Genomic DNA, 23418 nt, shown 5'->3' with positions numbered 1-23418 from the left:
CTTCCCTAGCCGGGATGGTGCTTCCGTCCGTGGTCGGCGCTATAGCCGCCACACCATGCCTGGTCCAAGAGCGGTTCCCGCGCGCCCATCTGGTTCGCGTGCTCGAAGCTATGCTCGGCTACGGTCGACCCATCGGCGTCATCGGGTACCGCGTCCCGGCGAGGGACCTCGAAGACCCAGCGCTACACGCGCCGCCTGTTAAATCTTCCTGGTAGAACTCTAACGGTGAAGAGCAACTACGCTGCGGCGGCCACGGCAGCCTCGCGGGTGAAGCAAAATACCTTTCCGTCTCTCCACATCCGGTGCAATACCACGCCGATACGCCGTGCCAGTCCAACCGTCGCACGCTTCTTTCCGCGGCGCTGGGCTACCTTCCACGCCCAGGCTGTCAGCCAGTTGGGTTGGCCGCGGTTCAGCATCACCGTGGCAGCCTGATAGAGAGCCGTTCTGAGGCCGGCGTCTCCGGCCAGCGTGATCTGGCCGATGACATCTCGCTCACCGGACTGGTTGCGCCTCGGTGTCAAACCCGCCCAGGGGCCGACATCCTTCGAAGAGCGGAAGCGATCGGGATCATCAATGGCACAGCGCACAGTCAGCGCAACGATTGCTCCGACACCCGGCATGCTCATCATAAGTCGACAAATGGGATCGGCCTTAGCCAAATCGCGCAGCTGTTTCTCCAGTCTGGCCAACTCATTACGCAACTCCATACGAGCCCGCAGGATTGGAGCCGCCGCTGCTTCGAGCATCAGATTGCCCTCAATCAGCTCGCGGATACGAGCCTCGAAGCCCCCTTTGCCGACCTGTCCAATCTTTAACCCGAAGTTGCGTAGAACGCCTCGCAGCGACAGTTCGAGATCGATGGCCGACTGTTGAATTGCTTTACGCGCGGTCAGTATTGCCCGCATCTCCTGAGCCGAGACAGATTTGCAATGCACGGGGCGGAACCAACCCATTTGCAGAAGTCGGGCTATACCCTCAGCGTCACGGCGGTCCGTCTTGATCGGCATCGCCTTCAAAGCGCCCTTCACTTGCCTCGTTTCCATCAACACGACCTCGAAGCCAGCCTCGGTAAGGGGCTTATAAAGCCATTGTGACAACGGACCGGCTTCCAGTCCCACAACGACCACGGTCCCCGACAAATTGCGCAGAAACGAAGCTAACGCCTCTGGCTCGGTCTCAACCTTGCTTTCTTTCGCTACCTTAGTTCGCCCTGAAAAATCCAAAAACTCTTTTGTTTTCAGGGATTCCCAAGGAGATTGAAGTATAGGAAACTGCAGGAAATCAGGTTCCGATGCTCGATTTTCCGGGGTTTTTGCGATGCGCCCGACACGCCCTTCTTCCGGCAGACATGATCTCTTCCGCGAACGTCTGGATGCGATGATCAACATGAGCCACCCCTTGGTGAAGCTGTCGAAGGTGATGGACTGGTCGCGCTTCGATGTGGCGTTCGGTGGCTTTTATCGGCCCGTTGGTAGACCGGCGAAGCCGACACGGCTGATGGTCGGCCTGCATTATCTCAAGCACGTGCACGACCTGTCGGACGAGGAGACGGTCGAGCGTTGGGTGGAAAATCCCTATTGGCAGTATTTTTGGGGCTTCGAGTTCTTCCAGACCGAGTTTCCGATCGATCCCAGCACCATGACGCGCTGGCGCAAGCGCATCAGTCCGGATGGGTTGAGCGAGATGTTGAAAGCCAGTGTCGATGCCGCCCTTGATACCGGAACGGTTAAACCGTCTTCGCTGGAGCGTATCACGGTGGACACGACAGTGCAGCCCAAGGCGATTGCCTATCCGACCGACGGGCGGCTTTACCTGAAGGCGCTCATGGCCCTTGTGCGCCTGGCCAAGCGTTTCGGCATCGAGCTTCGCCAGAGCCACACCCGGCTTGCGAAAGCCGCTGCGCTGAGAGCTGGCCGCTATGCCCATGCCAGGCAGTTTCGCCGCATGCGCCGGGAATTGAAGAAGCTGCGCACCTATCTGGGCCGCGTCTATCGCGATATCGGCCGCAAGATCGCCGGAAACCTCGATCTTCAGGCCCGCTTTGCCCGGCTCTTTGGTCTTGTCGAGCGACTGCTGGCGCAAAAGCCCAAGGACAGACACAAGCTCTACGCGCTGCATGCGCCCGAAGTCGTGTGCATCTCCAAGGGCAAAGCGCGTACTCCTTACGAGTTCGGGGCCAAGGTCGGGATTGCAACAACCAACCGCGAGGGGCTCGTGCTGGCCTCTGTCGCATTCGAGAACAACCCCTATGACGGACACACGCTCAATCGGACGGTGGCCCAGGCGGTTGAGATCGGCGGTGTCGATCCAGAGCGCATCTATGTCGACAAGGGCTATCGCGGCCACGATTATCAAGGGCCTGCCACCGTCTTCCTTGCCGGACAGAAGCGCGGGCTCACCCCCACCATCCGTCGTGAGCTCAAGCGACGATCCGCCATCGAGGCCACCATCGGTCACATGAAAACCGATGGGCGCCTCGACAGAAACTTTCTCATCGGACAGGATGGCGATGCCGCCAACGCCACCCTCGTGGCCGCAGCCCACAATCTGCGCCTCATCCTCAAGGCAATCGCCTTCTGGTGTGCCTTGATCCTGCTCACCATCCGCAACGCAGAAACCAGAACCGCATAAACCAATACTTTGCCAGTACCATCACACCGCGCAAATTCAATGGCTTCCGAATTGTTCAGGGCGAACTACCTTACCGTGGACATTCAAACGCAGATGGCGGTGCTCGCCAGTGAAACGTCGAGGCCGATAAAAAAGTCCATGTCGATGTCCTTCGTTATTGAACAAAGCTGGGGGGCCTCATGGCAAGACCCCGCTGAGACGCTACGCGCGCCAAGGACAACGACAACTCGCCTCCGCCTTCGCTACAAGCCTGAACAGTGACGATTGGCTCGGAGCCCCATTACGGCATCTGGTTCAACAACCGCCGCCTTCTCGAGCCCATCGGAAACATTCCGCCCGCCGAGGCCGAAGAACGATACTACGCCATGCTGGACGAACCTGCCATGGCCGCATAACTTAAGCTAAACGGCCTCCGGAAAACCCGGAACGGTTCACTTCCCTGATCCGCATACGTTGAGCGTCATCAAGTCCCCAGTTTACCGAATGATATACGCCGTGTCCCACATCTTAGACCACTCTGCAAGAGCGGTTCTTCTGCAGAAGTTATTAAATTCTTTTCCTCGTACATCTCCAAAACCTGCTTGCGGCGAATCTTAGTAATTTCTTTGGCACTCGTGAAACGTACTCCGTAGATTCGGCCCTTGTGCCACATCTTCTCACAGTCCACCTTGTAGCCGTCTAACTCAACGAACAGGGTGAACACCTTAGGCACGACCCAGCCCACCTCAAAGCTGAGTCTGGCACCACTTTCGCTTATGTCTCGTATTGTGCATGGTACTGCGCTATGTAGTCCGTTAAATGCCGCATAAGCGGCTTTAAGGACTCGTCTCCTTTCTGCACGAACCACTTGTTTTCTGCTCGGATTTTGCACATCATCGCTTGTGTTGCTCATGGTATCCCCCACGTTCGAAGCCAAACATTCTGTGAGTTGAGATTATTCTTTACCGGTTTCATGAACCCCGCACTAAGGTGTTTGCAGTGAAACTGAAGCGAGTGAAGGGGTGTCCCCCGCGGTCATCGCACCAGTCGGACAGAGTCTGTGATGTTATTGGTACACTCGGTCTGAGGGTCCGACGATCTGTATATCGATGCATTATCGAGTTCGAGCCTATCGACGACAATTCGGATGCAGGGCGCTTCCCAAACGACGTTGTTCTCGAACTCGACCTGGCTTGACGGCGCATAGATCGTTCCCTCCGCCGAAGCTCCGAATTTCGAGTAGATGTCGTGGTCGGCCGTGTTTTTTCTGTCCGACCAGAGAACCATGCCGGCATACAAGCCGGCGGTCGGCGCCTTCAGATTAAAGCTCGACCCGCTGTAGAAAAAGATGTCGCTTCCCTGTCCCTCGAGGTAGATGAGGACGCCGTCACCCTTGATATGGGCGTTGGTGCCAAGGACGAACTTTCCCTTGATGACGTAGACGCCTGGAGAAAACGTCACCGTTGCGTTGGAGATGGTCAAGCCGCTGCAGAAAGCCTTGGTCGCGGTGATGGTAACGGTGGAGTTCGTGATCGTCTTGACACCACCGCAGTTGTTGTTGGCCGGCGGAGTGAGCGCCAGGTACGGATCGGCCATAGGCGAGGCGCCTACAATCGGTGTGGGGCTGACCATTGCGCTTGGGCTCTTATCGACCCCGCCAACGACCTTGATGCTCTTTACGTTCACGATAGACCTCGAACCGAGTTCCAATGCGCCACGGGCCGCGGAGTTTACCTGCACTCCGCATTCGGGTGCGTCGATCTTCGCATCCGGATCAACGTCGAACGCGTCGGATCTGGTGGGATTGAGAACCAGGATGCACACCGGCGTTCTGCCTAGTATGGCAATGGCGCTTGCCTGCAGGTCCCAGTGTTCCGTGCCGAACATATGAGCGAATATCGTGTTCACCGCGTTCGACTTGGCGATTGTGCGCGAAGCGGTAACGCGCACGGCGTTGATATCGGGCCCTGCTTTGAAGACGGCGCTCTCCCACTTGCCGAATTCGACCTCCGTATCTGTGACGAGGTTGGCGACGCCGGGCCTGTTCTTCGCTGCATAGAGTTTGGCGGCCTCGCGTGCCTCGCTCCACTTTGCATCGGCTGCCAGGTGGGCCGCCGCGATCGCCGACGATTCTGCCGCCGTTTGAAGCAGGTTCGTTTCCAGTCGTGCCATTCCTACGTCAACCACCAGCCCGGCCATGCCTGCCATCAGAACGAGCACGGCGGCGGACATAATCGCAATATTCCCCGACCGATCGCCAAGGAATGTCAACACTATATGCGACATATGGGCTGTCAATCCGGCACGTTTCGCATCGCCATGGTGGTCCTCATGCTTTGGAAGACGAGATTGCTGGAAACCATGATCTTCTTCATCTCCGATTTGTCGATTGAGATCGATGCAATTAAGTCCTGATCGTTTGCGGAACAACTCGTATCGCGGTCCGGCAGAATCCTTGAGGGCATGATCGACGTAGCCACCGATCAGGTCGATGCTAGACTTTTCATCACAAAGTGGCATGCTTGTTAGACACCCACGGATCATGATCTCCACCACATGGAGTGAAGCATGGTGTCAAAATCATCGGTCAAGGCCGGGGCCAAGCACTAATGGAGGCCGGAACAGAGACCGCAGTCAGAGCGGCAGAAACGAAACCGCGGGACAAAGCTGCAGCAGTTGCAACCCCAAAACTTGACATCGTTACTTCGATCTCGGCTCCCTGTCCTCTCGGACTATTGGAATGGGCCAGCATGCAAACTCATTCTGCTGCGGCGGTTACAGGCGAATGCACTCACCTTGCTTCCAATGCACATCAGCTCGAGACCGTCTTGATTTCGGGGAAATCGCAACATTAGAGTGCTGTCGGAAGCTATAATAAGCGCAGCATCGCATGCGATCGTGTAATAGTCCTTAAAATGAAGGCCTCAGATATGCGCAATGCGGAAACAAAAAAGGACAGATTTTGCTCTAAAGACATAGCTTAGTGAAGATCTAAAGCGCTTCGTAGCGTAAAGTGCTCTTTGAACGCGAAGCAGGCATTTCGCCCAATCCGGCAAAACCGGGGCGTGTGTAGATGCCCCCGGTTTGGCAAGAGGAATTTTCTAACGACTGTCTGCGGACGAGGAATTCTATCGGTCGTGTGTCAGGCCTCTTGATGTGGCCTGATTGGCCACGGGCCGGGATGCAGTTCGAAGAACAGGGACCACATCGGTTCAGAGAGCTTTGTGCTCGAGCGCCGGGACTGGTTTACGCCAAGCGGACGGTATAATCGTCTTAGGCCACGCAGGTCGCTTTCCCTCTACGGTATCCAGGAGTTCGCCGGAGCATAACCTCCCCATTGTGGTGTGCGGTGAAGTTACTGATCCGCAACTTCTAAAATATCCGCGGTTTCAGATTGATGGTCACGCGGCCGCGATGGAATTAACAGAGCACCTGATCAGATGCGGACACAAGAAGATCGCCTTCATGAGAGGTGAGATTCCACTCCTAAAGATGAATGCGCGCGAGACAGGATATCGTACTGCTATGCAGGCAGCAGGCCTTGAGGTTGACCCCGCTTGGTTGGTGGACGGATATCTAACGGTTGAAGGTGGACAACGGGCAGTGGCAGACTTGCTTGCATTGAAGGACAGACCCTCCGCCCTCATTTGTGCAAATGACGAAATGGCGCTCGGTGCGATGGGAGAGCTGACCCATCGCGGCCTGTCAGCTCCAGAAGACCTCTCCATCGCGGGGTTCGACAACACCCGCTATTCAAGAATCTGGAATCCTGCGCTGACCACGATCGCTCAGCCCGCCGAGGAAATGGGGGAGCGCGCCATGCATTGCCTGCTCCGTATGATCGAGGGCCATGAGATAACAACGGAAGTTGAGTATTTCGCGCATCAGTTAATCATTCGCAAAAGTGTCAAAAACCTTGAGTAGAGTGCGCCTCCTGCGGCGCTCTGACCCTTCAGCATTTTTCCATACGGCCTGGCGAACGTGATTCTTTCCAAGCTTGCCATCGATTCCGCAGCTGTGCGCTCGGGGACACGGTCCGTCGTCGAATGATTTGAGACTTTTTGGGCTCTGGAAGAATGGAGTTTCCGGCTCGGTTTGCTGTTCGATTTAAGCCGCTTTGGCGTGATGGTTCAAGCGGCGCTGTCTGATGGTTTCTCGTTTGATCCTTTGGCGTTCGAGCAGGATGGTCTGGCCGCGTCCGAGGTAGACGTCGGCGGGCGTGAGATTATCGAGGCTCTCGTGATATCGGCGATGGTTGTAGTGCTCGATTAAGACGGCGATCTGAGCTTCGAGGTCCTCGCGGAAGAAGTAATTTTCGAGCAGGATGCGGTTCTTCAGTGTCTGGTGCCAGCGCTCGATCTTGCCCTGGGTTTGCAGGTGGCCGGGAGCGCCGTGGACCTGGCTGGTCTTGTATGTCTCCAGCCATTCACCGAGATCGGAAGCGACGTAACACGGGCCGTTGTCCGACAGCAGGCGTGGCCGATGTTCGACCTTGACCCTGTCGCAGCCTGAGGCAGCCAGCGCCAGGTCGAGCGTGTCGGTGACATCATCGACTTTCATGCTGGTGCATAGCTTCCGAGCGATGATGTATCGGGAATAATCGTCGAGAATGGTCGATAGGTAGAACCATCCCCAGCCGATGACCTTCAGATAGGTGAAGTCGGTTTGCCACACCTCGTTCGGTCGCGTGGTCTTGTCCTTGAACTCGTCGTTGGCCTTGATGACAATATAGGCTGGCGGCGTGATCAGGCCGTGGCCTTGAGCAGGCGGTAGACCGAAGCCTCTGAGACAAAATAGCTTTCCGTGTCGGTGAACTTCACCGCCAGCTCGCGCGGCGACAGATCGGCATGGTCGAGAGCCATCTCGATGATCCTGCCCCTGATATCGTCGGGGATGCGGTTCCAGACCCGTGACGGCGCGGACGTCCTGTCTTCCAGTCCCTCGACACCGTGGGTCTGGAACCGGTCATACCAGCGATAAAAGGCCGGTCGTGGAATGCCGAGCTTGTCGAGGGTCTGCCTGATCGATAGATGCGACTGCTCGACCAGCCGGATGACCTCGAGCTTCTCTGTGGCGGCGTATCTCATTCGTCGTCGCCCCCATCCGCGATCATGCTTTTTTTGCGCAGACGGTTTTCAAGGGTGAGGTCGGCCAGCGCTTCCTTCAAGTCGTGGCTCTCCTTGCGCAGTGCCTTCACCTCGTCGCTGGTCGCCGAGCGGGCGGTGTCGCCTGCAAGGCGCTTCTTGCCTGCTTCGAGGAATTCCTTCGACCAGCTATAATACAGCCGGATGCAGAAAGCCCTCGGCGAGCCGGGCTCGGCGCTGAGCACGACGCAAGACTTTGCCGCGCTGGCCTATGACAACGGCTTTTTTGGCTCGTGAGCGACGAGGTCCACCCACGTCAAACGCGACGCCGCTGTCACCGGTTGGATCGGGTCTAGCGATGGAACCCTCGAACATCCGCTTTCCGCCCTCTACAGGTATTCGCTCGACCCGCAATGAACGGCAACTTTGCATAGCGAGTCGAGAACCCTCGAACGTCCGGAATGAAGGCGCGAAGCGGTCGTTGAAAAAACAGAGCATAGCGAGCCAGCCATATGACCGGCGTCTCCGCTTGACCGGGTCTGCAACGCCTACCTCTGCATCTCAATTGGCTCGACTATGTCTTCCTGCCGCGGTTCGCATAAACAATTTCGAGACACTCTACGTGCCTTCCCTCAGGCGCGCCATGGATCCAAGAGGACCACGCCAGCTCCCTCGAAGTCTCTGATATTGCGTGTTACGACCACAAGCCCGTGCACGGCCGCTGTAGCCGCGATGAGTGCATCAGCTTCATTCCGGCGATCTGGAATATGCAATTGGGCGCATCGCGTCGCGATTGCCTCATCGATAGGAATGATGCGTTGAGCAAATTCCGGACGAATTCGGCTATCCATCCAAGTTCGTAAGCGAGCGCCCTGGTCAATGTCGCGCCGCTGAATGCTGAGTATCCCGCGTTCAAGCTCCAGGATCGTTATAGCGGAAATGTAGAGATCACGGGAATCCTGCGCGCTTAACCAAGCCGTTACGTTCAGATCGGCTTTGCCATCGCCAACCTTGCGAAGCTCAGAGACAACGTTCGTATCGAGCAGATACTTCAAGACAGATCAACTTCTCGAGTTGCAATGACTGATCGAGGCGGATCAAGATCGATATCCGACAATCCAGGCATTGAAAGTGCATCCACGATATTGCGACGCTTACCTGTCAGACGCTCGAACTCCACATACGTCATTAACACATGCGAAGGTCTACCTCGATCAGTGATGACGACAGGTCCTGCTTCCGCAGCTTTTTTTGCTCTGCCGACATCGTGATTCAATTCACGGCTGGTCAAACTGAACATGGCCATATAGACCTCCTTGTAGCAACGTGTCTACATATAACGCCTTCATTTTCCTGGCGCAATGCTCCGCAGGGATCATAAATGGAAAATTCCAGTTCCGAATGGCTCAGTTTACTGGGGGCACGTCACAAGCCAAGCAAGCGCCAACACGCCTGCAACGCCCCACCCGGCCATCCGCTTTTCCTCATGCATCGCCCCTTCGGACCCGATGATACTGCCACCAAGCGAGGAGTCGAGACTCGAATGCAACCTGTTCGCGCCTAAACGCAATGTTCAGTCAGTGCTTCGCCAGGTGGGGTTTGCGGTATCCGCAGGCGGATGCGACCGGGTCGATGAGCGAGATAGCATTACTTTCTCCCGCCGTTTGTCCACGTTCAGCTTTGGAACCTTACAAGATACCCCACGCCCCAAACCTCCCCCTGCCCGTCATCTCGCGAAGACCGAGCTCTTGAACGATGCGCCGCGCTCCTTGCGGCGTGACGTCGAGCGTCTTGGCGACCATGCCGGCGGAGACCAGCGGCCGCGCCATGACAAGGTCGACAAGCTCCGGCAAGCGAGATGACGTCCGCCGTCCCTCCAGTTTACGCAGCATCATCTGCCGCGCCAGCACCAGCCGTTCGTGTTCCTTCAGCCCCGTCTCCGCGGCAACCATCAGCGCTCTTGATATCGCCAGCAACCGCGTCTCGCGATCACGGTGCCGGCGCCGGTCGACTGGGATGGGCTTCAGCCCGAGATTGATCGCCGCGAGATGGGAGCCGGCGGTGACGCCACCCTCACGAAGGATCGAGGCGGCCAGCAGTCGACCGAGCCAGGGTGCATGCTGGAGCACGGCGATCTCGTTCCAGGCGTCGAGGGCCACGATCGTCTGCAGGACAGGCGGCAGATCCCGTTTTGTGAGACATCAGTTGGAAGCATGATGGCGCAGAGCCATTTCGTCCAGTCTCTCAGCCCCCTGTAGCCGACATATGGCGGGCGATCTGCGGAACCGACGCGCGGTCCAAAACGAAATCGTGCCCCCTGGGCTTGTGCTGGAGAGCATGGGCAATCGTCTCCAGCAGCAGGGTGTTGTCCTCGGATGCACGCAGGACCGCCTTCAGATCCGCCGCATCGTTCTGTCCGAGACAGGTGTGGAGCACGCCCGCGGCGGTCACGCGCACGCGATTGCAGGTTTCGCAGAAATTATGCGTCATCGGCGTGATGAAGCCGATGACGCCGCCGGTTTCGGCGACCCTCGCATAGCGCGCCGGACCGCCGGTGCGCAGGCCGATATCTTTAAGCGACCAGCGCGCCTCGATCTGGCGACGCAGTCGGTCCAGCGGCAGATACTGATCGAGCCGATCCTCTCCCGTTTCTCCAAGAGGCATGGTTTCAATCAGCGTTAGCCCCATGCCGCGCGTGTGGGTGAAGGAGATCAGGTCATCGATCTCGTCTTCCGTGCTACCGCTGAGCGCAACCGTGTTGATCTTGACCGCAAGGCCGGCCTCCTGCGCGGCGTCGATCCCGTCCAGCACGGTGGCGAGAGACCCTCCACGCGTCAAAGCGACGAAACGGTGCGGATCGAGCGTATCCAGGGAAATGTTCACCCGCCGCACACCCGCAAGCGCCAGATCCCTGGCATGATGAGCAAGCCGGGTGCCATTGGTCGTCAGTGTCAGTTCCTGCAGGGAACCGCCCTTCAGGCAGGCCGAGAGGTCCTGGAAAAGATCGATGACACCCTTTCGCACGAGCGGCTCGCCGCCGGTGATGCGGATCTTGCGCACACCGATGCGGATGAAGGCGCGAGCGACGCGCGCCAGTTCGTCCAGCGAAAGAATGTCCCGCCGCGGCATGAAGGTCATCTTCTCCGACATGCAATAGACGCAGCGCAGATCGCAGCGGTCGGTCACCGACAGCCGGAGATAGCTCACCCGGCGGCCGAAGCTGTCGACAAGCGCACAGGTGGGAGAGGTTTCCATCAGCATGCAATATCCTTCCCCTTGGCCGCGGCAATCATCGCTTCAACGGAGACGAATTTTTCCCGCGGCTTGCCGAGTACGCGGCCTCGCGCCACCTCCGCCAAGTCGATGGCACGCCAGGCCTCGAAATCGAGGCGCAGCCCCTGGCGCTGCCAGATTGAGGAGACGACACTGTCGGCTGCGGTTGAAGGTGGAGATGGCAGCGAGCCGAGATCGGCCAGAAGTTTCTCCACCGTATCGAGCGCGCAGGCGCGGTTCGTGCCGATCGTTCCCTGCGGGCCGCGCTTGCTCCAGCCACACACATAGAGGCCGGGAACCTCCTCTCCCTCCACACCGATACGGCCACCGGCATTGGCATGGACGCCACGGCCTGCATCATAGGGAACATCGGCAACCGGCGCGCTGCGCCTGCCCACACTCAGGAAGACAAGGTTGGTGTCGATCCCGACATCTTGCTCCAGTCCCTCGCCTTGTGCGCTCCAACGGAATACGGCTCGGTTGACCCGCTCGTGTCCTTCGAAACCGACGGGAGCGAGATGGAAGCGGAAAAGGCAGCGCCTGCTTTTTTCCCATGCGCGGCGGGAGAACGCATCGAGAAGGCCAATGGCGATCTTTCGTTCGGGGTCCACGCCCTGGGGCGGGACAAACGGATCGATAGCGAGATCACCCATCTCCACGCCCGGATCGCAGTTTCCCAGCGTGCCGAATTCCTGCAGTTCCTTGGCCGAGAAGCGTGTCCCGTCCGGACCGCCCCGCCCGACCAGATGCACCTCGCGAATCCGGCTTTCGGCCAGCGCTTCGAGAGCATGTCCGGCGATATCCGTATGGCGCAGTTCGTCGGGCGTCTTCACAAGGATGCGGGCCACGTCGAGGGCGACGTTGCCATGGCCGATGACGACCGCGCGTTCGCCGCCGAAATCGAAGGTCAGGTCCCGGTAATCCGGGTGGCCGTTGTACCAGCCGACGAAATCGCTGGCCTGATGCGTACCGGGCAGATTTTCGCCCGTCAGGCCCATCTCACGACCCAGCGCCGCTCCTGTGGCCAGGATCACGGCATGATAGGATCTACGAAGATCGTCAATCCCGATATCGACGCCGATCTCCACCCCGCCGACAAAGCGAAAGCCCGGCATCTGCGCGATCCGCTCGAAGACGGCTGTCACCTGCTTCAGCTTCGCATGATCCGGGGCGACTCCGAAGCGGACCAGGCCATAGGGCACCGGCAAACGTTCGAACAGATCGACCGCGATGTTCTTATCCGACCGAAGCAGTGCCTCGGCCGCATAAAAACCGCTGGGGCCGGCGCCGACGATGGCGACATGGTAGCGCGGCACCGTCGTCATAGGCCCAGCGCCCTCTTGCGCTCGTCTGCACCGGCAAGTGGCGTCAGGCGCATGGTGACAACAGGCGTCTCGGCGGAGCGACGCCTGTTGATCTCGATCCATTTCTGCTGATCGGGCGACAGGAGGTAGGATGGCTGGATCGCGCCAACCGGGCAGGCAGGAACACAGCCGCCACAATCGATGCAATTGTCGGGATCGATATAGGTCATGTCATCGTCGATGTGAAAACACTCGACGGGACACACCGTCACGCATTCCGTGTAACGGCATCCGGTGCAATGGTCGGTAACGACATAGGGCATTCTCGATAAACCTCTTCAGCAAGCCATGATGGGTCCGTCAGGACCTGGCGACCTCGACCAGCACATCCGAAAATGTCGGCGCGCGGCCGAGATCGGCAAAAGCGGGCGGCGTCAGCACATGAACCGTGGGGCCTCGACGGTTGGAACGCTGCCAATAACCGGCAGGCGCAACCACCACGCCGCGCATCACATCCTGCGAAACGGTTGCAAAGGCTTCGAACACACCGCGATCATTGAAGACACGAATGGGCGTCCCCTCCTCGATGCCCCGGTCGGTGGCGTCGTCCGGATGGAGAAGCACCGCCTGCTCCTCACCCGCCTGGGCAAGTTGAGCCGGCAGATTGCCATAGTTGGAATTGAGGAAGGCGTGGCTCTTGGGCGAGATCAGGCTGAGCGGATATTTCGTGGCCAGTGCCGGTGCGCTGGCCGGGCTCTCGTTCGGCCTGATGTAATGCGGCAGGGGATCCACGGGCTCTCCCGCCTGATCGCCATTATAGCCCTGGCGAAACAGCGGAACCACGAAGTTTCCGGTCTCGGCCAACGTCGATTTGAACTCGCATTTCCCGGTCGGCGTGGGAAAATTGCCGTCGCGGTGCGGTGCCCAGTCGCCGGCCGCCGGCACCTGAAGACGCAGGAAGCCCTTTTCCTTCAGCGCCTCGAGCGTGAGGCCCTCCATCACCGGGCTTGCCCAGTCCATCGACTGCTCAATCATCTCGTCGTCCGAGCGATAGAAGAACGGGTCATCGATATCGAGCGCGCGGGCAAGCCGGCGGAACAGTTCGGTATTCGGCACCGCTTCGCCCAGGGGTTCGATCGCCGGGTTGTTATAGGAGAGGTAGAGATGCCCCCAGGAGAACATGATGTCCTTCTGCTCCAGCTGGGTGGTTGCCGGCAGAAGAATATCGGCATAGCGGGCCGTATCGGTAATGAAATGCTCGCTGACCACGGTGAAGAGGTCGTCGCGCGCAAGCCCCTGCTCCAGCTTGTCCTGCTGGCTCACCATCGCCATGGGATTGGCGTTGTAGACAAACAGCGAGCGGATCGGCGGATCGAGTGGCAAATCGCCGGTGAGCGCAGGTCCGAGTTGCCACGAGTTGATGACGCGCATCGTCTCGGGCTGGAGATCGGGACGCATCATCCCGCCCCAATTGACCGGGAAGGCCCAGATCGGCAGTTGCAGCAGACCGCCGCCGACATGTTTCCAGGCCCCGATCAGGGCCGGCAGGCAGGCAATGGCGCGCACGGTCTGCCCACCGCCGGCGTGGCGTTCCACAGCAACGCCGATGCGCACGACCGCCGGCGTCGTCGACGCATATTCCCGGGTGAGCGCATAGATGTCCTCCACGGGAATGCCCGTTTCGGCAGAGGCAAATTCCGGCGTGTACTGCTCGACCCGCTCGCTCAGTTCCGCAAAACCGACCGTGTGCGCATCGATATAGTCACGATCGATGAGCCCTTCCTTGATGATGATGTGGATCATCGCCAGCGCCAGTGCACAATCGGTGCCGGGACGGATGGGAATGTGCCAATCCGCCAGCCGCGCGGTGCGGGTGCGCCCGGATCGATCACCACCAGCTTGGCGCCGTTTTTCCGCGCCTGCTCGATGAAAGGCCAGTGATGCGAATTGGTGCTGATCGTGTTGCAGGCCCAAAGGATGATGTATTTCGAATGAATGAAGGCTTCCGGATCAATACCCGGCGTGTGACCGATGGTCATCATATAGGCGGTGCAGGAACCGGAATCGCAGAAGGTGCGCTCGCAGACGCTGGCGCCGAGCTTGTTGAACAGCGGGTCGCCGACATTGAGCCCGTTGATGATGCCCTGCGTGCCGAGATAGCTGTAGGGCAGGATGGCCTGCGCACCATCGGTCGCGATGATGTCCTTGAAACGCGACGCGATCTCCGCCATCGCTTCATCCCAGCTGATGCGCTCAAACTGGCCGCTGCCCTTCGGGCCCGTGCGCCGCATGGGATAGAGCAGACGCTTGTCGCTGTAGACCCGATCCTGATAATTGTTGACCTTCACGCATAGACGCCCCCGCGTGAACGGGTGGTCAGGATTGCCGCGAACGGCGACAGCCTTTCCGTCCTCGACCGTCGTCAGGATGGAGCAGGTGTCTGGACAGTCATGCGGACATGCGCCGACGATGGTAGTGCGAGCCATTTTCAACTCCCGGATCTGCCTTTTGAGAAGCTGTGCTTCAACGTTTAGGCACTGTGGAGTGACGGGCAGGCGTTGGCGTTAGCAAAAACTGCGTTTGTGTATTCAATTTCTGCTAAACTGGCCGATCTGCGGGTTTGGTCCGGATTTTGCTTCTTCTCGGCTCAGGACAATGGAACTTGGAGCAAAACCATGCTTGGTCATTCCGTCGACAAATACATTACCGGAACGATGCTGGAGACCTCCAACGCGAGCGGCTGGCGCAACATACTGGCGGAACGCTGGCGCCATGAAGCGGGCGAACTGCCGTCATTGGTGCCGCACGATACGGAGATCGCCATCCTCTTGCGCGGACGCAGCATTGTGGATCGCCGTGGCGGCGGCATGCGGCAGCACACGGTCGCCAGGCGCGGCACCATCTGGCTCTGTCCTGCCGGCATTGAGGAGGAGTTCATATCGGTGACGGAGCGGATGGACGACTGCCTGCATCTCTTCCTGCCGGGACAACCCTTCTCCTCGACAATCCTGCAGGAATTCGACCTCGATTCTGCGGCCATCGAACTGCGCTATGAGAGTATCGATCAGGATCCCTTCATCGAATTTGCCGCAGGACAGATCCTGCAGGAAATGTCGACCGAAAGTGCTGCCGGCCGATTGCTGATCGAGACCCTGGCCGTCTCCCTGTCCGCGCGTCTTGTTCGCTCGTATTCGACGGCCTCGTCCCGCCAGACGAGCAAGCGCAACGGTGAGAACGCGCTCGACACGCGCCGGATGAAACGCGTGACGGACTACATCGAATTCCACCTCGACGACGAATTTTCGGTGGCCGACCTCGCGGCCGTCGCCTGCATGAGCGTTGCCCATTTTGCCCGCGCGTTCAAACAGGCAACGGGAAAAGGCCCGCATGCCTATGTCAATGACAAGCGGATGGCTCTCGCCAAGCAAAGACTGCTGGATGCGAACTGGAACGTCGCGGACGTCGCCATCGCTGCCGGCTTCTCATCCCACGCCAATTTCACCCGCGCATTCAAGAACTCGACGGGCATGACGCCGCACGCATTCCGCAGTGAAATGCGCGGCGAGTAGCAGGGGATAACAAATTCAGTCGGCTCTTGGCCTGGAACAGGCTGAAGCGGACAGCATACCGGGTCAATGCAGACCAGCCATGAAACTCGCGCCGACGGCTTGGACATCGTGGGGTGAGCGGCAACGCTCTCCGCTGGCATGGATTTTGCGTTGGTTGTGATCGGCACGCCCAATCGGAACAGGAGGTCATGCACGTGAGATCTTTTGATTTGGCGGAGATCAGGCCCACGGAACGCTTCAGCTACTGGAGGGATGTCCTGTGCAAGGTCTAGAGCGCGTCCACTTTACTCGGGGTCATATCCGCAGGATTTGAAGTAGTTGGCGCATTCTTGCGGCTCGAAGATCTGATGGGTTTAAAGCAAAGTAACAAACGCTCTTGAAGAGCTTCGAACCGAGGGCCTCTTAATCGAAGTCCTTACCATCCCACGGATTAACAACTTTCAGTCCGGCTGCCTTAAACGGGCTTGTGTCTCGCGTTGCCACCACGAGACCCTTCTCTGCAGCTGTCGCCGCAATCAACCCGTCGGCCATACCGATGGCTTTACCGGATACTCGCGCGCCCGCCATTAGTTCAGAATAGAACCGCGACGTTCCTTCAGTGAACGGGAGAATACGCGAAACAAAATGAGGCAGCACCTCATCCTCAAGACGGGTGTGTAGAGTGGCTTGGCGCCGCCCGACAGGCATTGATACTATCCCAAACCGAAGCTCCGCGACTGATATCGCGGAGATAAAGAGCGTTTCGATTGCCTGGGCATCCAACCACGCTATAACCTCTGCTGCAGGAGCCGGCTTCCAGGGCTCTGATATCACATTGGTGTCTATCAAGATCATTCGAAAGTCATTGGCTCAGCTGGTACCGTTCCACGCTGCTGCAGGGATTCAACATCACTCTCGGACAAGTCGGCCTCCCGACCGATATCCACAAGCAATGACCCAAGCTTTACGCGCTGAGACGGACGAACAGCAGCCTCGAGGATGGCACGAATTTCCGCCTCCGTGCTCCGGCCATGATGAGTTGCTCTCACACGCAACGCGCGGTGGGTTTCATCAGAAAGATTGCGAATGGTAACCGCCGGCATCTTCATGACCTCACTAATACAACAATGATATCATTGTAGCGCATATGATATCATCGTACAAGTGACTCGCGGGGAGGCAGGAAGAGAAGCCGGAGCCGACTTTCTCCGCTACGAAGGGATAAAACTGCGAACTGCTCTTCAGCAGGCTTGCGGCGTCATACCGGAAATTTAGCCACTCGGCTTTTCTGCCAGTTCCACTTTATAAGCTATAGATAACCTTGCTATACCTCATAAACATCCGAGTATGTCAGTGGCAAACTGATGGAGTGGGCAGCAACGCAAGGAATTGCCTTGAGCCGCACCCAGCCCGGAAAGCCGCGGCAGAATGCCTATGTCGAGCGCTACAACCGCACAGTCCGGCATGAATGGCTCGACCAATACATCATCGAAAGCATCGAGGAGGCGCAGGAAGTCGCCACGCAGTGGCTGTGGACCTACAACAATGAACGGCCCAATTGGGGATCGGCGGCATCACACCCGCCCAGAAACTGAAGATGGCCACGTGAGTTCTACCGCTGAACCCCGTTAAAACAGGGAGGATTACCGACCATCCGGAGGCTCAGAGGAAAACGGAAATAGAGCCATACGGCGTGGGCAATGATCTCAGCGGGAAAGCAGTGGCGGCGGTAGAGGAGATCACGGTCTGTCATGGCCCTTTATCCCACAAAGCCATCCACGCTTCGTTAAGTTTACGATGCTGGGTGGGCTTTCGCCGGATGCATTTGACCGATCGGCATCAGCCCCACAAGGCGGACAACGGCGCTGCGGCCAGCCTTTCTCCAAAAGGCACAACGTCGGTACTGTCATAGAGTACCACGCCATATGCGAAACGATCCTTGCATGCTGCCGACAGGGTCCGCAGTCCGGCGAAGTCGGCAGACTTCACGGTTGCTGACGCCTTGATTTCAATTCCCACAATCATGCCATCGTCTCGCTCCAGGACAATATCGACCTCATGCATCTGCTGGTCACGAAAATGGTATGGCGTCAGCCGCAGGTCGGATGCGTCCATCAACTTCAGAATTTCAGCGAACACGAAGCTTTCCAGGAGGGTACCGAACATGCCGCGGTCCGCCTTGATCCGATCGAAGGTCAATCCCCGCGCTGTGGCAAGAAGACCGGAATCGAGAAAATGCAGCTTCGGTGTCTTGGCGATGCGCTTCAGCGCGTTCGTGTACCAGGGCGCCAATGTCGAGACGAGGAACACCTGTTCCAGCAGCGCCACATAGCGCTGGCCTGTCTTGTGACTGACATTGATGCTGGACCCGAACTGCGAGTAGTTGACCAGCTGCCCGGAATGCTCAGCCAGCAGCCGAACGAACTTCGGCAATTCGGTCAGCTTCTCGATCTCGGCGATGTCTCTGAGGTCCCGGGTCAGAATGGAAGTCAGATACGATCGCGCCCAATCCTGCCGCCGCCGTTCGCTTTGACGACTAATCGCCTCGGGAAAGCCTCCGAGCAGCAAGAGCTGGACCAGATCGTCGCCAACAATTGCCGCTCGGTGCCCCTGAAGTTTCCCAGCAAACACGCGCTCCAGGAAAGTTGGAGAGTGGCCGCCAATTTCAGCGCGCGCCAGTGGCAGCATCCGAACTGTCTCCATCCGGCCCGCGAGGCTATCGGAAACGCGCGGTAAGGTGAGCACGTTGGCTGAGCCGGTCAGGAGAAAGCGGCCGGGACGATAGTCCTCGTCCACCCTCTTCTTGATTGCGAGCAACAGATCGGGCGCACGCTGGATCTCATCGATGATCGCGAGATCGAGGCCGCGAATGAAACCAGCTGGGTCGGATCGTGCGGCGTCAAGCGCCGTCTGATCGTCGAGCGTGACATACGTCCGGCCAGCCTCACCCATCTTTCGGACAAGAGTAGTCTTGCCTGCCCGGCGCGGCCCTACGACAAGGACCACCGGGGTATCTAGAGCGCGTCCACTTTACTCGGGGTCATATCCGCAGGATTTGAAGTAGTTGGTGCATTCTTGTGGCTCGAATAGCGTGACGATCTGGCCGACGGTATTCCATACTCGCGCTGGAAGGTCGGCAGCTTCAGGGTCTTGAGATAATGGGAGAGCAAGATCTCCGGGACTTCGGTGCTCATGCCGCTTCTCCAGCATCCGGCGACAGAAGGCGCATGTAGGCTTTCGCCGACGTCGTCTCGACCGTCGTCCTTGGCAGGTAGGGGTAGATGGACAGGTCCAGTCGCGGCGGCCGGCGCTCCACCCTGCACAGGATCAGATGCTTGACGGCATCGAAGCCGATGGCTCCTAGCTGGATGGCCTGCGTCACCGCCGCATGCAGGTCGGCGAACTCAAAAGTCTCCAGCAGACGCAGGATCTGCACATATTCCCGCCGGCCATGTTTGGCCATGCGGCCCTCCATCAGGCGGCGCAGCGTGGCGAACTCTTGCGGCAGATCCCAGCCCTGGAGAGGGGCCGCCTGATCCAGAGAATTGATCTTCCGCTCGATCAGCGGCAGGTAATGCACAGGATCGAAGACGACGTCTTCCCGTTCCCAGCTCCGGGGATGACGGGCGATGATCGCGCCAAGGCAGCCGATCACCACCTCGTCGACATAGCCCCTGACCCAGACATCCTGATGGCCATAAGCGACCGGCACGGAATAGTCGTTGGTCTTGTAGCGAACGAGCGACTGGGCCGTGACTCTGGCATTCGTCTGGTCGCAGGCATCGAATGGCGACGCGGGCAATCGGCGCATGGCGGCCAGATCGCGCTGCAGCCGTTCTCCGATCGTCTCGCTCTCGCCCCGCAACCTGTCGCGCTGGCGTTTGCGGCATTGCTCTTCCAGCCAGGTGTTGAAGGCTTCCCAGGTCGCAAACTGCGGGATCGGCACCATGAAGTTGCGCCTGGCATAGCCGACGAGACCCTCGACATTCCCCTTGTCGTTGCCCTTGCCGGGACGGCCGTAACGATCCCGGATCAGGTAGTGGGACAGAAACCCGCTGAACAGTGTCGCGCGCTTGCGTGTGCCATCGGGCAGGATCTTCGCCACCAGGCAACGATCATTGTCGTAGACGATCGATTGCGGCACGGCCCCGAAGAAGGAAAACGCATGGACGTGGCCGTCGACCCAGGCCTCCGCCACCGCCGCCGGATAGGCCCTGACGTAGCAGCCATCGCTGTGGGGCAGATCGAGCACGAAGAAATACGCCTTCTGCTCCACGCCGCCAATGACCACCACCGCCTCGCCGAAGTCGGCCTGCCCATGTCCTGGCGGATGCGCCAGCGGCACGAACACCTCCTGGCGACGCTGATCCCGCTCGCGCATGTAGTCCTTGATGATCGTATAGCCGCCGGTGAAGCCGCGCTCGTCACGAAGCCGGTCAAACACCCGCTTGGCCGTATGGCGCTGCTTGCGCGGCACCTTCACGTCCTCGTCAAGCCAGTGATCGATCGTCGAGACGAACGCATCCAGCTTGGGCCGCCGGATCGGTGATTGTCGCTGATAGCCAGGAGGTGTCGAATAGGACAGCATCTTGGAAACGCTGTCGCGCGAAATGTTGAAATGCTTTGCAGCCTGACGCCGGCTCATGCCTTCCGAGCACGCCAGACGGACCTTCAGATATAGTTCCACGGTATAGATCCCCAGCCCTCCTGCAATCGTCGCAGAAGATAAATAGGTGGCCTACTTTTACGCCGCCCGCGGCTGGAGTATTCGATAGCGTCCGTCAATCTGGTGTAAATTCGGGCGCTGGACCGGGCCGTCATGATCAGGCGGCTTTTGGTGTCATCTGAAGGGGCTTTTCCTCCTCAATTCTTGGTGTGTTGAGCTCTGCCATGCCCTCGATCTGCATGTAGCGGTGCTGAAGCTGCCATTCGTCGTTGGCTTCGAGGAGCACGGCTCCGATGAGCCGGACAATGCTGTCCTCGTTGGGAAAGATGCCGACGACATCAGCGCGGCGCTTCACTTCCTTGTTCAAGCGCTCCAGAGGGTTCGTGCTGTGGAGCTTGGTGCGATGCTGGGACGGGAACGCCATGTAGGCAAGTACGTCAGTCTCTGCATCGTCCATGAAGGCTCCGAGCTTCGGCCATCTGGCGCGGAGCTGGTCAGCGACATGCCGCCAGGTCTGAACGGCTCCGTCATGGTCAGGCTGGATGAAGGCTTGGCGGATCGCGGCGGCCACCATGGTGTGCTGTCCCTTGGGCACATAGGCGAGTGCATTGCGCATGGCGTGAACCCGGCATCTCTGCCACGTCGCGCCGAGCACACGGGTGATGGCGGCCTTCAATCCCTCATGAGCATCGGAGATGACGAGCTTGACGCCCGTCAGCCCTCGGCGCACCAGATCACGCAGGAAGCTCGTCCAGAACGGTTCGGCTTCGGAAGGGCCGATATGCAGGCCGACGATTTCCCGCTTGCCGTCCGTGTCGACAGCCACCGCGATTATTGCCGCGACAGAGACGATGCGTCCGCCTTCGCGCATCTTCAGATAGGTCGCATCTAGCCAGAGATACGGCCAGGCGCCGGAAAGTGGGCGTCTGAGGAAGGCGTTCACACGCTCATCGATATCCTTGCACAGCTTGGAAACGGAGGATTTGGAGATACCGGTCATCCCCATGGCCTGCACCAGCTCATCGACCTTGCGGGTCGATACACCATTGATCCAGGCTTCTTGAATGACGGCCACCAGCGCCTTCTCCACCGTCTTCCTCGGCTCCAGAAAGCCGGGAAAATAGCTGCCGGAGCGCATCTTCGGGATCTTCAGGTTCAAGGTGCCGAGCCGCGTGTCGAGCGTCCGGTCGCGATAGCCGTTGCGCCAGGTCTGGCGGCTTTCGCCACGCTCGTAGCGTCCGGCTCCGATCAGGCCGTCCACATCGGCCTCCATGATCATTTGCAGCACGCTTTCGGCAATCAATCGAAGAAAATCCGGATCGCCGCTCTTCGCGGCAAGCTCGGCAAGAGGTAATCTGTCGTCGGTCATCGGGTCTTCCTTTCGGTCAGGTTGAAGTCTCGCAACTCCACCTTCTCCGACGGGCCCGGTGCCCACCTGACGTCTCGCGGAAAACCAAAGCGAAATCTCCACCGCTTTCTCCACGAAAATCGCCCCCGAAATTACACCAGCTGCGCGGACGTTATCGAGTATTCCGCCGCTACCGTGGACTAATTTTGCACCGCCGCTCTCATGGTGCGCCTATGTCATGGCTGCCATCCACAACGTACAAGCCAAAACCGCATAAGAGTCTGACTCGAAAATTCCTCAAAGATATTGATACCTTGCCAGCCGTCGAGTGATCAGGCGGATATGGGCGATCATAATCCACGCTTCGGCTGATGCGATGGAGCGCTCGACGTCCTTGGCCAATCTTCGGCATCGACCAAGCCATGCGAAGGTCCGCTCGACCACCCAGCGACGCGGCAGAACCTCGAAGCCTTTCGCCTTGTCTGATCGCTTGATGATCTCAATCGTCCAGCGCCCGATCTTCTTCAGCCGCCGCTGCAGCTTGTCGCCCGCATAACCACCATCGGCGAAGACATGCAGCAGCCATGGCCACCTGTGGCGGATGGATTTCAGAAGATCGGGAGCGCCGTCGCGATCCTGGATGTCGGCGCTGTGCACCATGAGACCGATCATCAGGCCGAGTGTATCAACGATGATGTGGCGCTTGCGGCCTTTGGTCTTCTTGCCCGCATCATAGCCCCGGATGCCGCCGCTTTCCGTGGTTTTCACGCTTTGGCTATCGATGACACCAGCCGTCGGACTTGCCTCTCTGCCCTCCAACTCGAGGGCCTCCATCACCAGATGATGGTTGACGCGCGCCCAAAGTCCCAACGCCCGCCATTCATAGAAATAACGCTGGACGGTCGAACACGGAGGAAAGTCCTTCGGCAGCATCCGCCATTGGCAACCGGTCGTGGCGATGTAAAGCAGAGCGTTGACGACCTCGCGTAAATCCGTGGTCCGTGGGCGGCCCAAGCGGCGCGGCATCGGCAGGAAAGGCTGAACCAGCCCCCATTCCCGATCCGTCATATCGCTTGCGTAGCGTGCCATTCGCCGGGCATATTGCCGGCGGGTGATTTTGGTCCAGGCCATTGTGAACTCCATCGAATCTTTGCAAATCCGAAGGAATCATAACCTGTTGAAATCACCCACCTCTTTTTGAGGCAGCCTCTTAGCGAATACTGCGCCAAAACCACTAGACCGCGCAAATTCAATGGCTTCCGAGTTGTTCAGGACGGACTACTCAATGTCCTCGAAATGGCGGGCCATTCAATAACCAACACATGCGGAACCCCTTAACTCGATGCCCAAGAAACCGGCAGCAGGCCGCGGATCAGAGAGTTTATTGATTTCTTTTGGTTCTCCCAGCCGAGAGATTGACAAGGGTCAAGGCAAAAGTCCGTCGCGCAAGAACGAAATCTGTTCTTCAGCCTTGTATTTTGCAGGGTATTTTTCTGTTTCTGTAGATCAATTCTAAATTACATCACCCTAAATCTTGGGTGGCTGAAATGAGCGGGAGCCCCCACCAGTTGGCGCCGCAACA

Annotated in this window: 19 protein-coding genes and 5 pseudogenes; 5 read left to right on the top strand and 19 right to left on the bottom strand. The window is 58.6% G+C overall.

Translation table 11 applies throughout. The annotated features are described in order from the left end of the window. Positions 1 to 236: 236 nt before the first annotated feature. Complete coding sequence (locus tag OU993_RS19305; protein ID WP_268160236.1) at positions 237 to 1391, bottom strand: IS110 family transposase; 1155 nt, start codon at positions 1389 to 1391, stop codon at positions 237 to 239. On the opposite strand from OU993_RS19305, the gene OU993_RS19300 reads away from it, so the two are divergent. Further along, complete coding sequence (locus OU993_RS19300) at positions 1321 to 2634, top strand: IS5 family transposase (RefSeq protein WP_268160234.1); 1314 nt, start codon at positions 1321 to 1323, stop codon at positions 2632 to 2634. The genes OU993_RS19305 and OU993_RS19300 overlap by 71 nt on opposite strands. 257 nt (positions 2635 to 2891) lie before the next feature. Beyond that, complete coding sequence (locus tag OU993_RS19295) at positions 2892 to 3029, top strand: hypothetical protein (RefSeq protein ID WP_268160404.1); 138 nt, start codon at positions 2892 to 2894, stop codon at positions 3027 to 3029. 68 nt (positions 3030 to 3097) lie between these two features. Here the strand turns inward: OU993_RS19295 and OU993_RS19290 are convergent, their stop codons facing one another. Next, a complete protein-coding gene (locus OU993_RS19290) occupies positions 3098 to 3526 on the bottom strand; it encodes a PilZ domain-containing protein (RefSeq protein ID WP_268160232.1) in 429 nt (142 codons plus the stop codon). A gap of 122 nt (positions 3527 to 3648) precedes the next feature. After that, positions 3649 to 5133, bottom strand: a complete 1485-nt coding sequence (locus OU993_RS19285; RefSeq protein WP_268160230.1) for a TadG family pilus assembly protein — start codon at positions 5131 to 5133, stop codon at positions 3649 to 3651. A gap of 645 nt (positions 5134 to 5778) precedes the next feature. Here OU993_RS19285 and OU993_RS19280 point away from each other — a divergent pair. Beyond that, positions 5779 to 6537, top strand: a complete 759-nt coding sequence (locus OU993_RS19280) for a substrate-binding domain-containing protein (protein WP_326493855.1) — start codon at positions 5779 to 5781, stop codon at positions 6535 to 6537. Between the two features lie 183 nt (positions 6538 to 6720). Here OU993_RS19280 and OU993_RS19275 read toward each other — a convergent pair. The 8 genes and pseudogenes from OU993_RS19275 to OU993_RS19240 form a co-directional block, all read right to left on the bottom strand. Next, positions 6721 to 7897, bottom strand: a pseudogene (locus tag OU993_RS19275) (IS3 family transposase); the annotation flags it as partial. Between the two features lie 432 nt (positions 7898 to 8329). Beyond that, the gene (locus OU993_RS19270; protein ID WP_268160226.1) at positions 8330 to 8752 is read right to left on the bottom strand and encodes a type II toxin-antitoxin system VapC family toxin; all 423 of its coding nucleotides are present in this window, start codon (positions 8750 to 8752) and stop codon (positions 8330 to 8332) included. Continuing rightward, entirely contained in the window at positions 8749 to 9003 is a 255-nt protein-coding gene (locus tag OU993_RS19265; protein ID WP_268160224.1) for a type II toxin-antitoxin system prevent-host-death family antitoxin, read from the bottom strand. The genes OU993_RS19270 and OU993_RS19265 overlap by 4 nt, the downstream gene beginning before the upstream one ends. Before the next feature lie 382 nt (positions 9004 to 9385). Next, positions 9386 to 9886: pseudogene (locus tag OU993_RS19260) on the bottom strand (RHE_PE00001 family protein); the annotation flags it as partial. A gap of 55 nt (positions 9887 to 9941) precedes the next feature. Continuing rightward, entirely contained in the window at positions 9942 to 10958 is a 1017-nt protein-coding gene (gene moaA, locus OU993_RS19255) for a GTP 3',8-cyclase MoaA (RefSeq protein WP_268160222.1), read from the bottom strand. Continuing rightward, positions 10952 to 12295, bottom strand: a complete 1344-nt coding sequence (locus OU993_RS19250) for an FAD-dependent oxidoreductase (RefSeq protein WP_268160221.1) — start codon at positions 12293 to 12295, stop codon at positions 10952 to 10954. The genes moaA and OU993_RS19250 overlap by 7 nt, the downstream gene beginning before the upstream one ends. Beyond that, positions 12292 to 12597, bottom strand: coding sequence for a ferredoxin family protein (locus tag OU993_RS19245; protein WP_268160219.1), 306 nt, complete (start codon positions 12595 to 12597; stop codon positions 12292 to 12294). The genes OU993_RS19250 and OU993_RS19245 overlap by 4 nt, the downstream gene beginning before the upstream one ends. A gap of 37 nt (positions 12598 to 12634) precedes the next feature. Next, positions 12635 to 14760 (bottom strand): annotated as a pseudogene (locus OU993_RS19240) (molybdopterin-containing oxidoreductase family protein). Positions 14761 to 14949: 189 nt separating this feature from the next. Here OU993_RS19240 and OU993_RS19235 point away from each other — a divergent pair. Continuing rightward, entirely contained in the window at positions 14950 to 15843 is an 894-nt protein-coding gene (locus tag OU993_RS19235; protein ID WP_268160217.1) for a helix-turn-helix domain-containing protein, read from the top strand. 402 nt (positions 15844 to 16245) lie between these two features. On the opposite strand, the gene OU993_RS19230 is transcribed toward OU993_RS19235, so the two are convergent. Next, positions 16246 to 16677, bottom strand: a complete 432-nt coding sequence (locus tag OU993_RS19230) for a type II toxin-antitoxin system VapC family toxin (RefSeq protein ID WP_268160215.1) — start codon at positions 16675 to 16677, stop codon at positions 16246 to 16248. After that, positions 16674 to 16925 (bottom strand): FitA-like ribbon-helix-helix domain-containing protein, encoded by a 252-nt coding sequence (locus OU993_RS19225; protein WP_268160385.1) that lies wholly within the window; start codon positions 16923 to 16925, stop codon positions 16674 to 16676. Before OU993_RS19225 ends, OU993_RS19230 begins: the two co-directional genes overlap by 4 nt. A 240-nt stretch (positions 16926 to 17165) precedes the next feature. Here OU993_RS19225 and OU993_RS19220 point away from each other — a divergent pair. Beyond that, a pseudogene (locus tag OU993_RS19220) lies at positions 17166 to 17431 on the top strand (integrase core domain-containing protein); the annotation flags it as partial. 39 nt (positions 17432 to 17470) lie between these two features. Here OU993_RS19220 and OU993_RS19215 read toward each other — a convergent pair. From OU993_RS19215 to OU993_RS19190, 6 genes and pseudogenes are all read right to left on the bottom strand, one after another. Further along, a pseudogene (locus OU993_RS19215) lies at positions 17471 to 17575 on the bottom strand (IS6 family transposase); the annotation flags it as partial. Positions 17576 to 17661: 86 nt separating this feature from the next. After that, a complete protein-coding gene (locus OU993_RS19210) occupies positions 17662 to 18828 on the bottom strand; it encodes an ATP-binding protein (RefSeq protein ID WP_268160213.1) in 1167 nt (388 codons plus the stop codon). An 8-nt stretch (positions 18829 to 18836) separates the two neighbouring features. Then, on the bottom strand, positions 18837 to 19016 hold the full coding sequence (locus tag OU993_RS19205) for a hypothetical protein (RefSeq protein ID WP_268160402.1): 180 nt from the start codon (positions 19014 to 19016) through the stop codon (positions 18837 to 18839). Beyond that, positions 19013 to 20509, bottom strand: coding sequence for an IS21 family transposase (gene istA / locus OU993_RS19200; protein ID WP_268160211.1), 1497 nt, complete (start codon positions 20507 to 20509; stop codon positions 19013 to 19015). The genes OU993_RS19205 and istA overlap by 4 nt, the downstream gene beginning before the upstream one ends. A gap of 136 nt (positions 20510 to 20645) precedes the next feature. Next, positions 20646 to 21857: an IS256 family transposase gene (locus OU993_RS19195; RefSeq protein ID WP_268159800.1), complete on the bottom strand. Its 1212-nt coding sequence runs from the start codon at positions 21855 to 21857 to the stop codon at positions 20646 to 20648. A 276-nt stretch (positions 21858 to 22133) separates the two neighbouring features. After that, complete coding sequence (locus tag OU993_RS19190) at positions 22134 to 22967, bottom strand: IS5 family transposase (protein WP_268160209.1); 834 nt, start codon at positions 22965 to 22967, stop codon at positions 22134 to 22136. Positions 22968 to 23418: the final 451 nt, after the last annotated feature.

Source organism: Rhizobium sp. SL86, from assembly GCF_026672545.1.
In the GTDB taxonomy this organism is placed as follows: Bacteria; Pseudomonadota; Alphaproteobacteria; order Rhizobiales; family Rhizobiaceae; genus Neorhizobium.
The sequence above is the reverse complement of the archived record's forward strand: the minus strand, read 5'-3'. Positions and strand labels throughout refer to the sequence as shown.

Coding starts and splice junctions, on each gene's coding strand:
- OU993_RS19300 (WP_268160234.1), top strand. CDS start 1,321: ATGCGCCCGACACGCCCTTCTTCCGGCAGACATGATCTCTTCCGCGAA.
- OU993_RS19305 (WP_268160236.1), bottom strand. CDS start 1,391: ATGTTGATCATCGCATCCAGACGTTCGCGGAAGAGATCATGTCTGCCG.
- OU993_RS19290 (WP_268160232.1), bottom strand. CDS start 3,526: ATGAGCAACACAAGCGATGATGTGCAAAATCCGAGCAGAAAACAAGTG.
- OU993_RS19285 (WP_268160230.1), bottom strand. CDS start 5,133: ATGCCACTTTGTGATGAAAAGTCTAGCATCGACCTGATCGGTGGCTAC.
- OU993_RS19265 (WP_268160224.1), bottom strand. CDS start 9,003: ATGGCCATGTTCAGTTTGACCAGCCGTGAATTGAATCACGATGTCGGC.
- moaA (WP_268160222.1), bottom strand. CDS start 10,958: ATGCTGATGGAAACCTCTCCCACCTGTGCGCTTGTCGACAGCTTCGGC.
- OU993_RS19250 (WP_268160221.1), bottom strand. CDS start 12,295: ATGACGACGGTGCCGCGCTACCATGTCGCCATCGTCGGCGCCGGCCCC.
- OU993_RS19245 (WP_268160219.1), bottom strand. CDS start 12,597: ATGCCCTATGTCGTTACCGACCATTGCACCGGATGCCGTTACACGGAA.
- OU993_RS19235 (WP_268160217.1), top strand. CDS start 14,950: ATGCTTGGTCATTCCGTCGACAAATACATTACCGGAACGATGCTGGAG.
- OU993_RS19230 (WP_268160215.1), bottom strand. CDS start 16,677: ATGATCTTGATAGACACCAATGTGATATCAGAGCCCTGGAAGCCGGCT.
- OU993_RS19225 (WP_268160385.1), bottom strand. CDS start 16,925: ATGCCGGCGGTTACCATTCGCAATCTTTCTGATGAAACCCACCGCGCG.
- OU993_RS19205 (WP_268160402.1), bottom strand. CDS start 19,016: ATGAGCACCGAAGTCCCGGAGATCTTGCTCTCCCATTATCTCAAGACC.
- OU993_RS19195 (WP_268159800.1), bottom strand. CDS start 21,857: ATGACCGACGACAGATTACCTCTTGCCGAGCTTGCCGCGAAGAGCGGC.
- OU993_RS19190 (WP_268160209.1), bottom strand. CDS start 22,967: ATGGCCTGGACCAAAATCACCCGCCGGCAATATGCCCGGCGAATGGCA.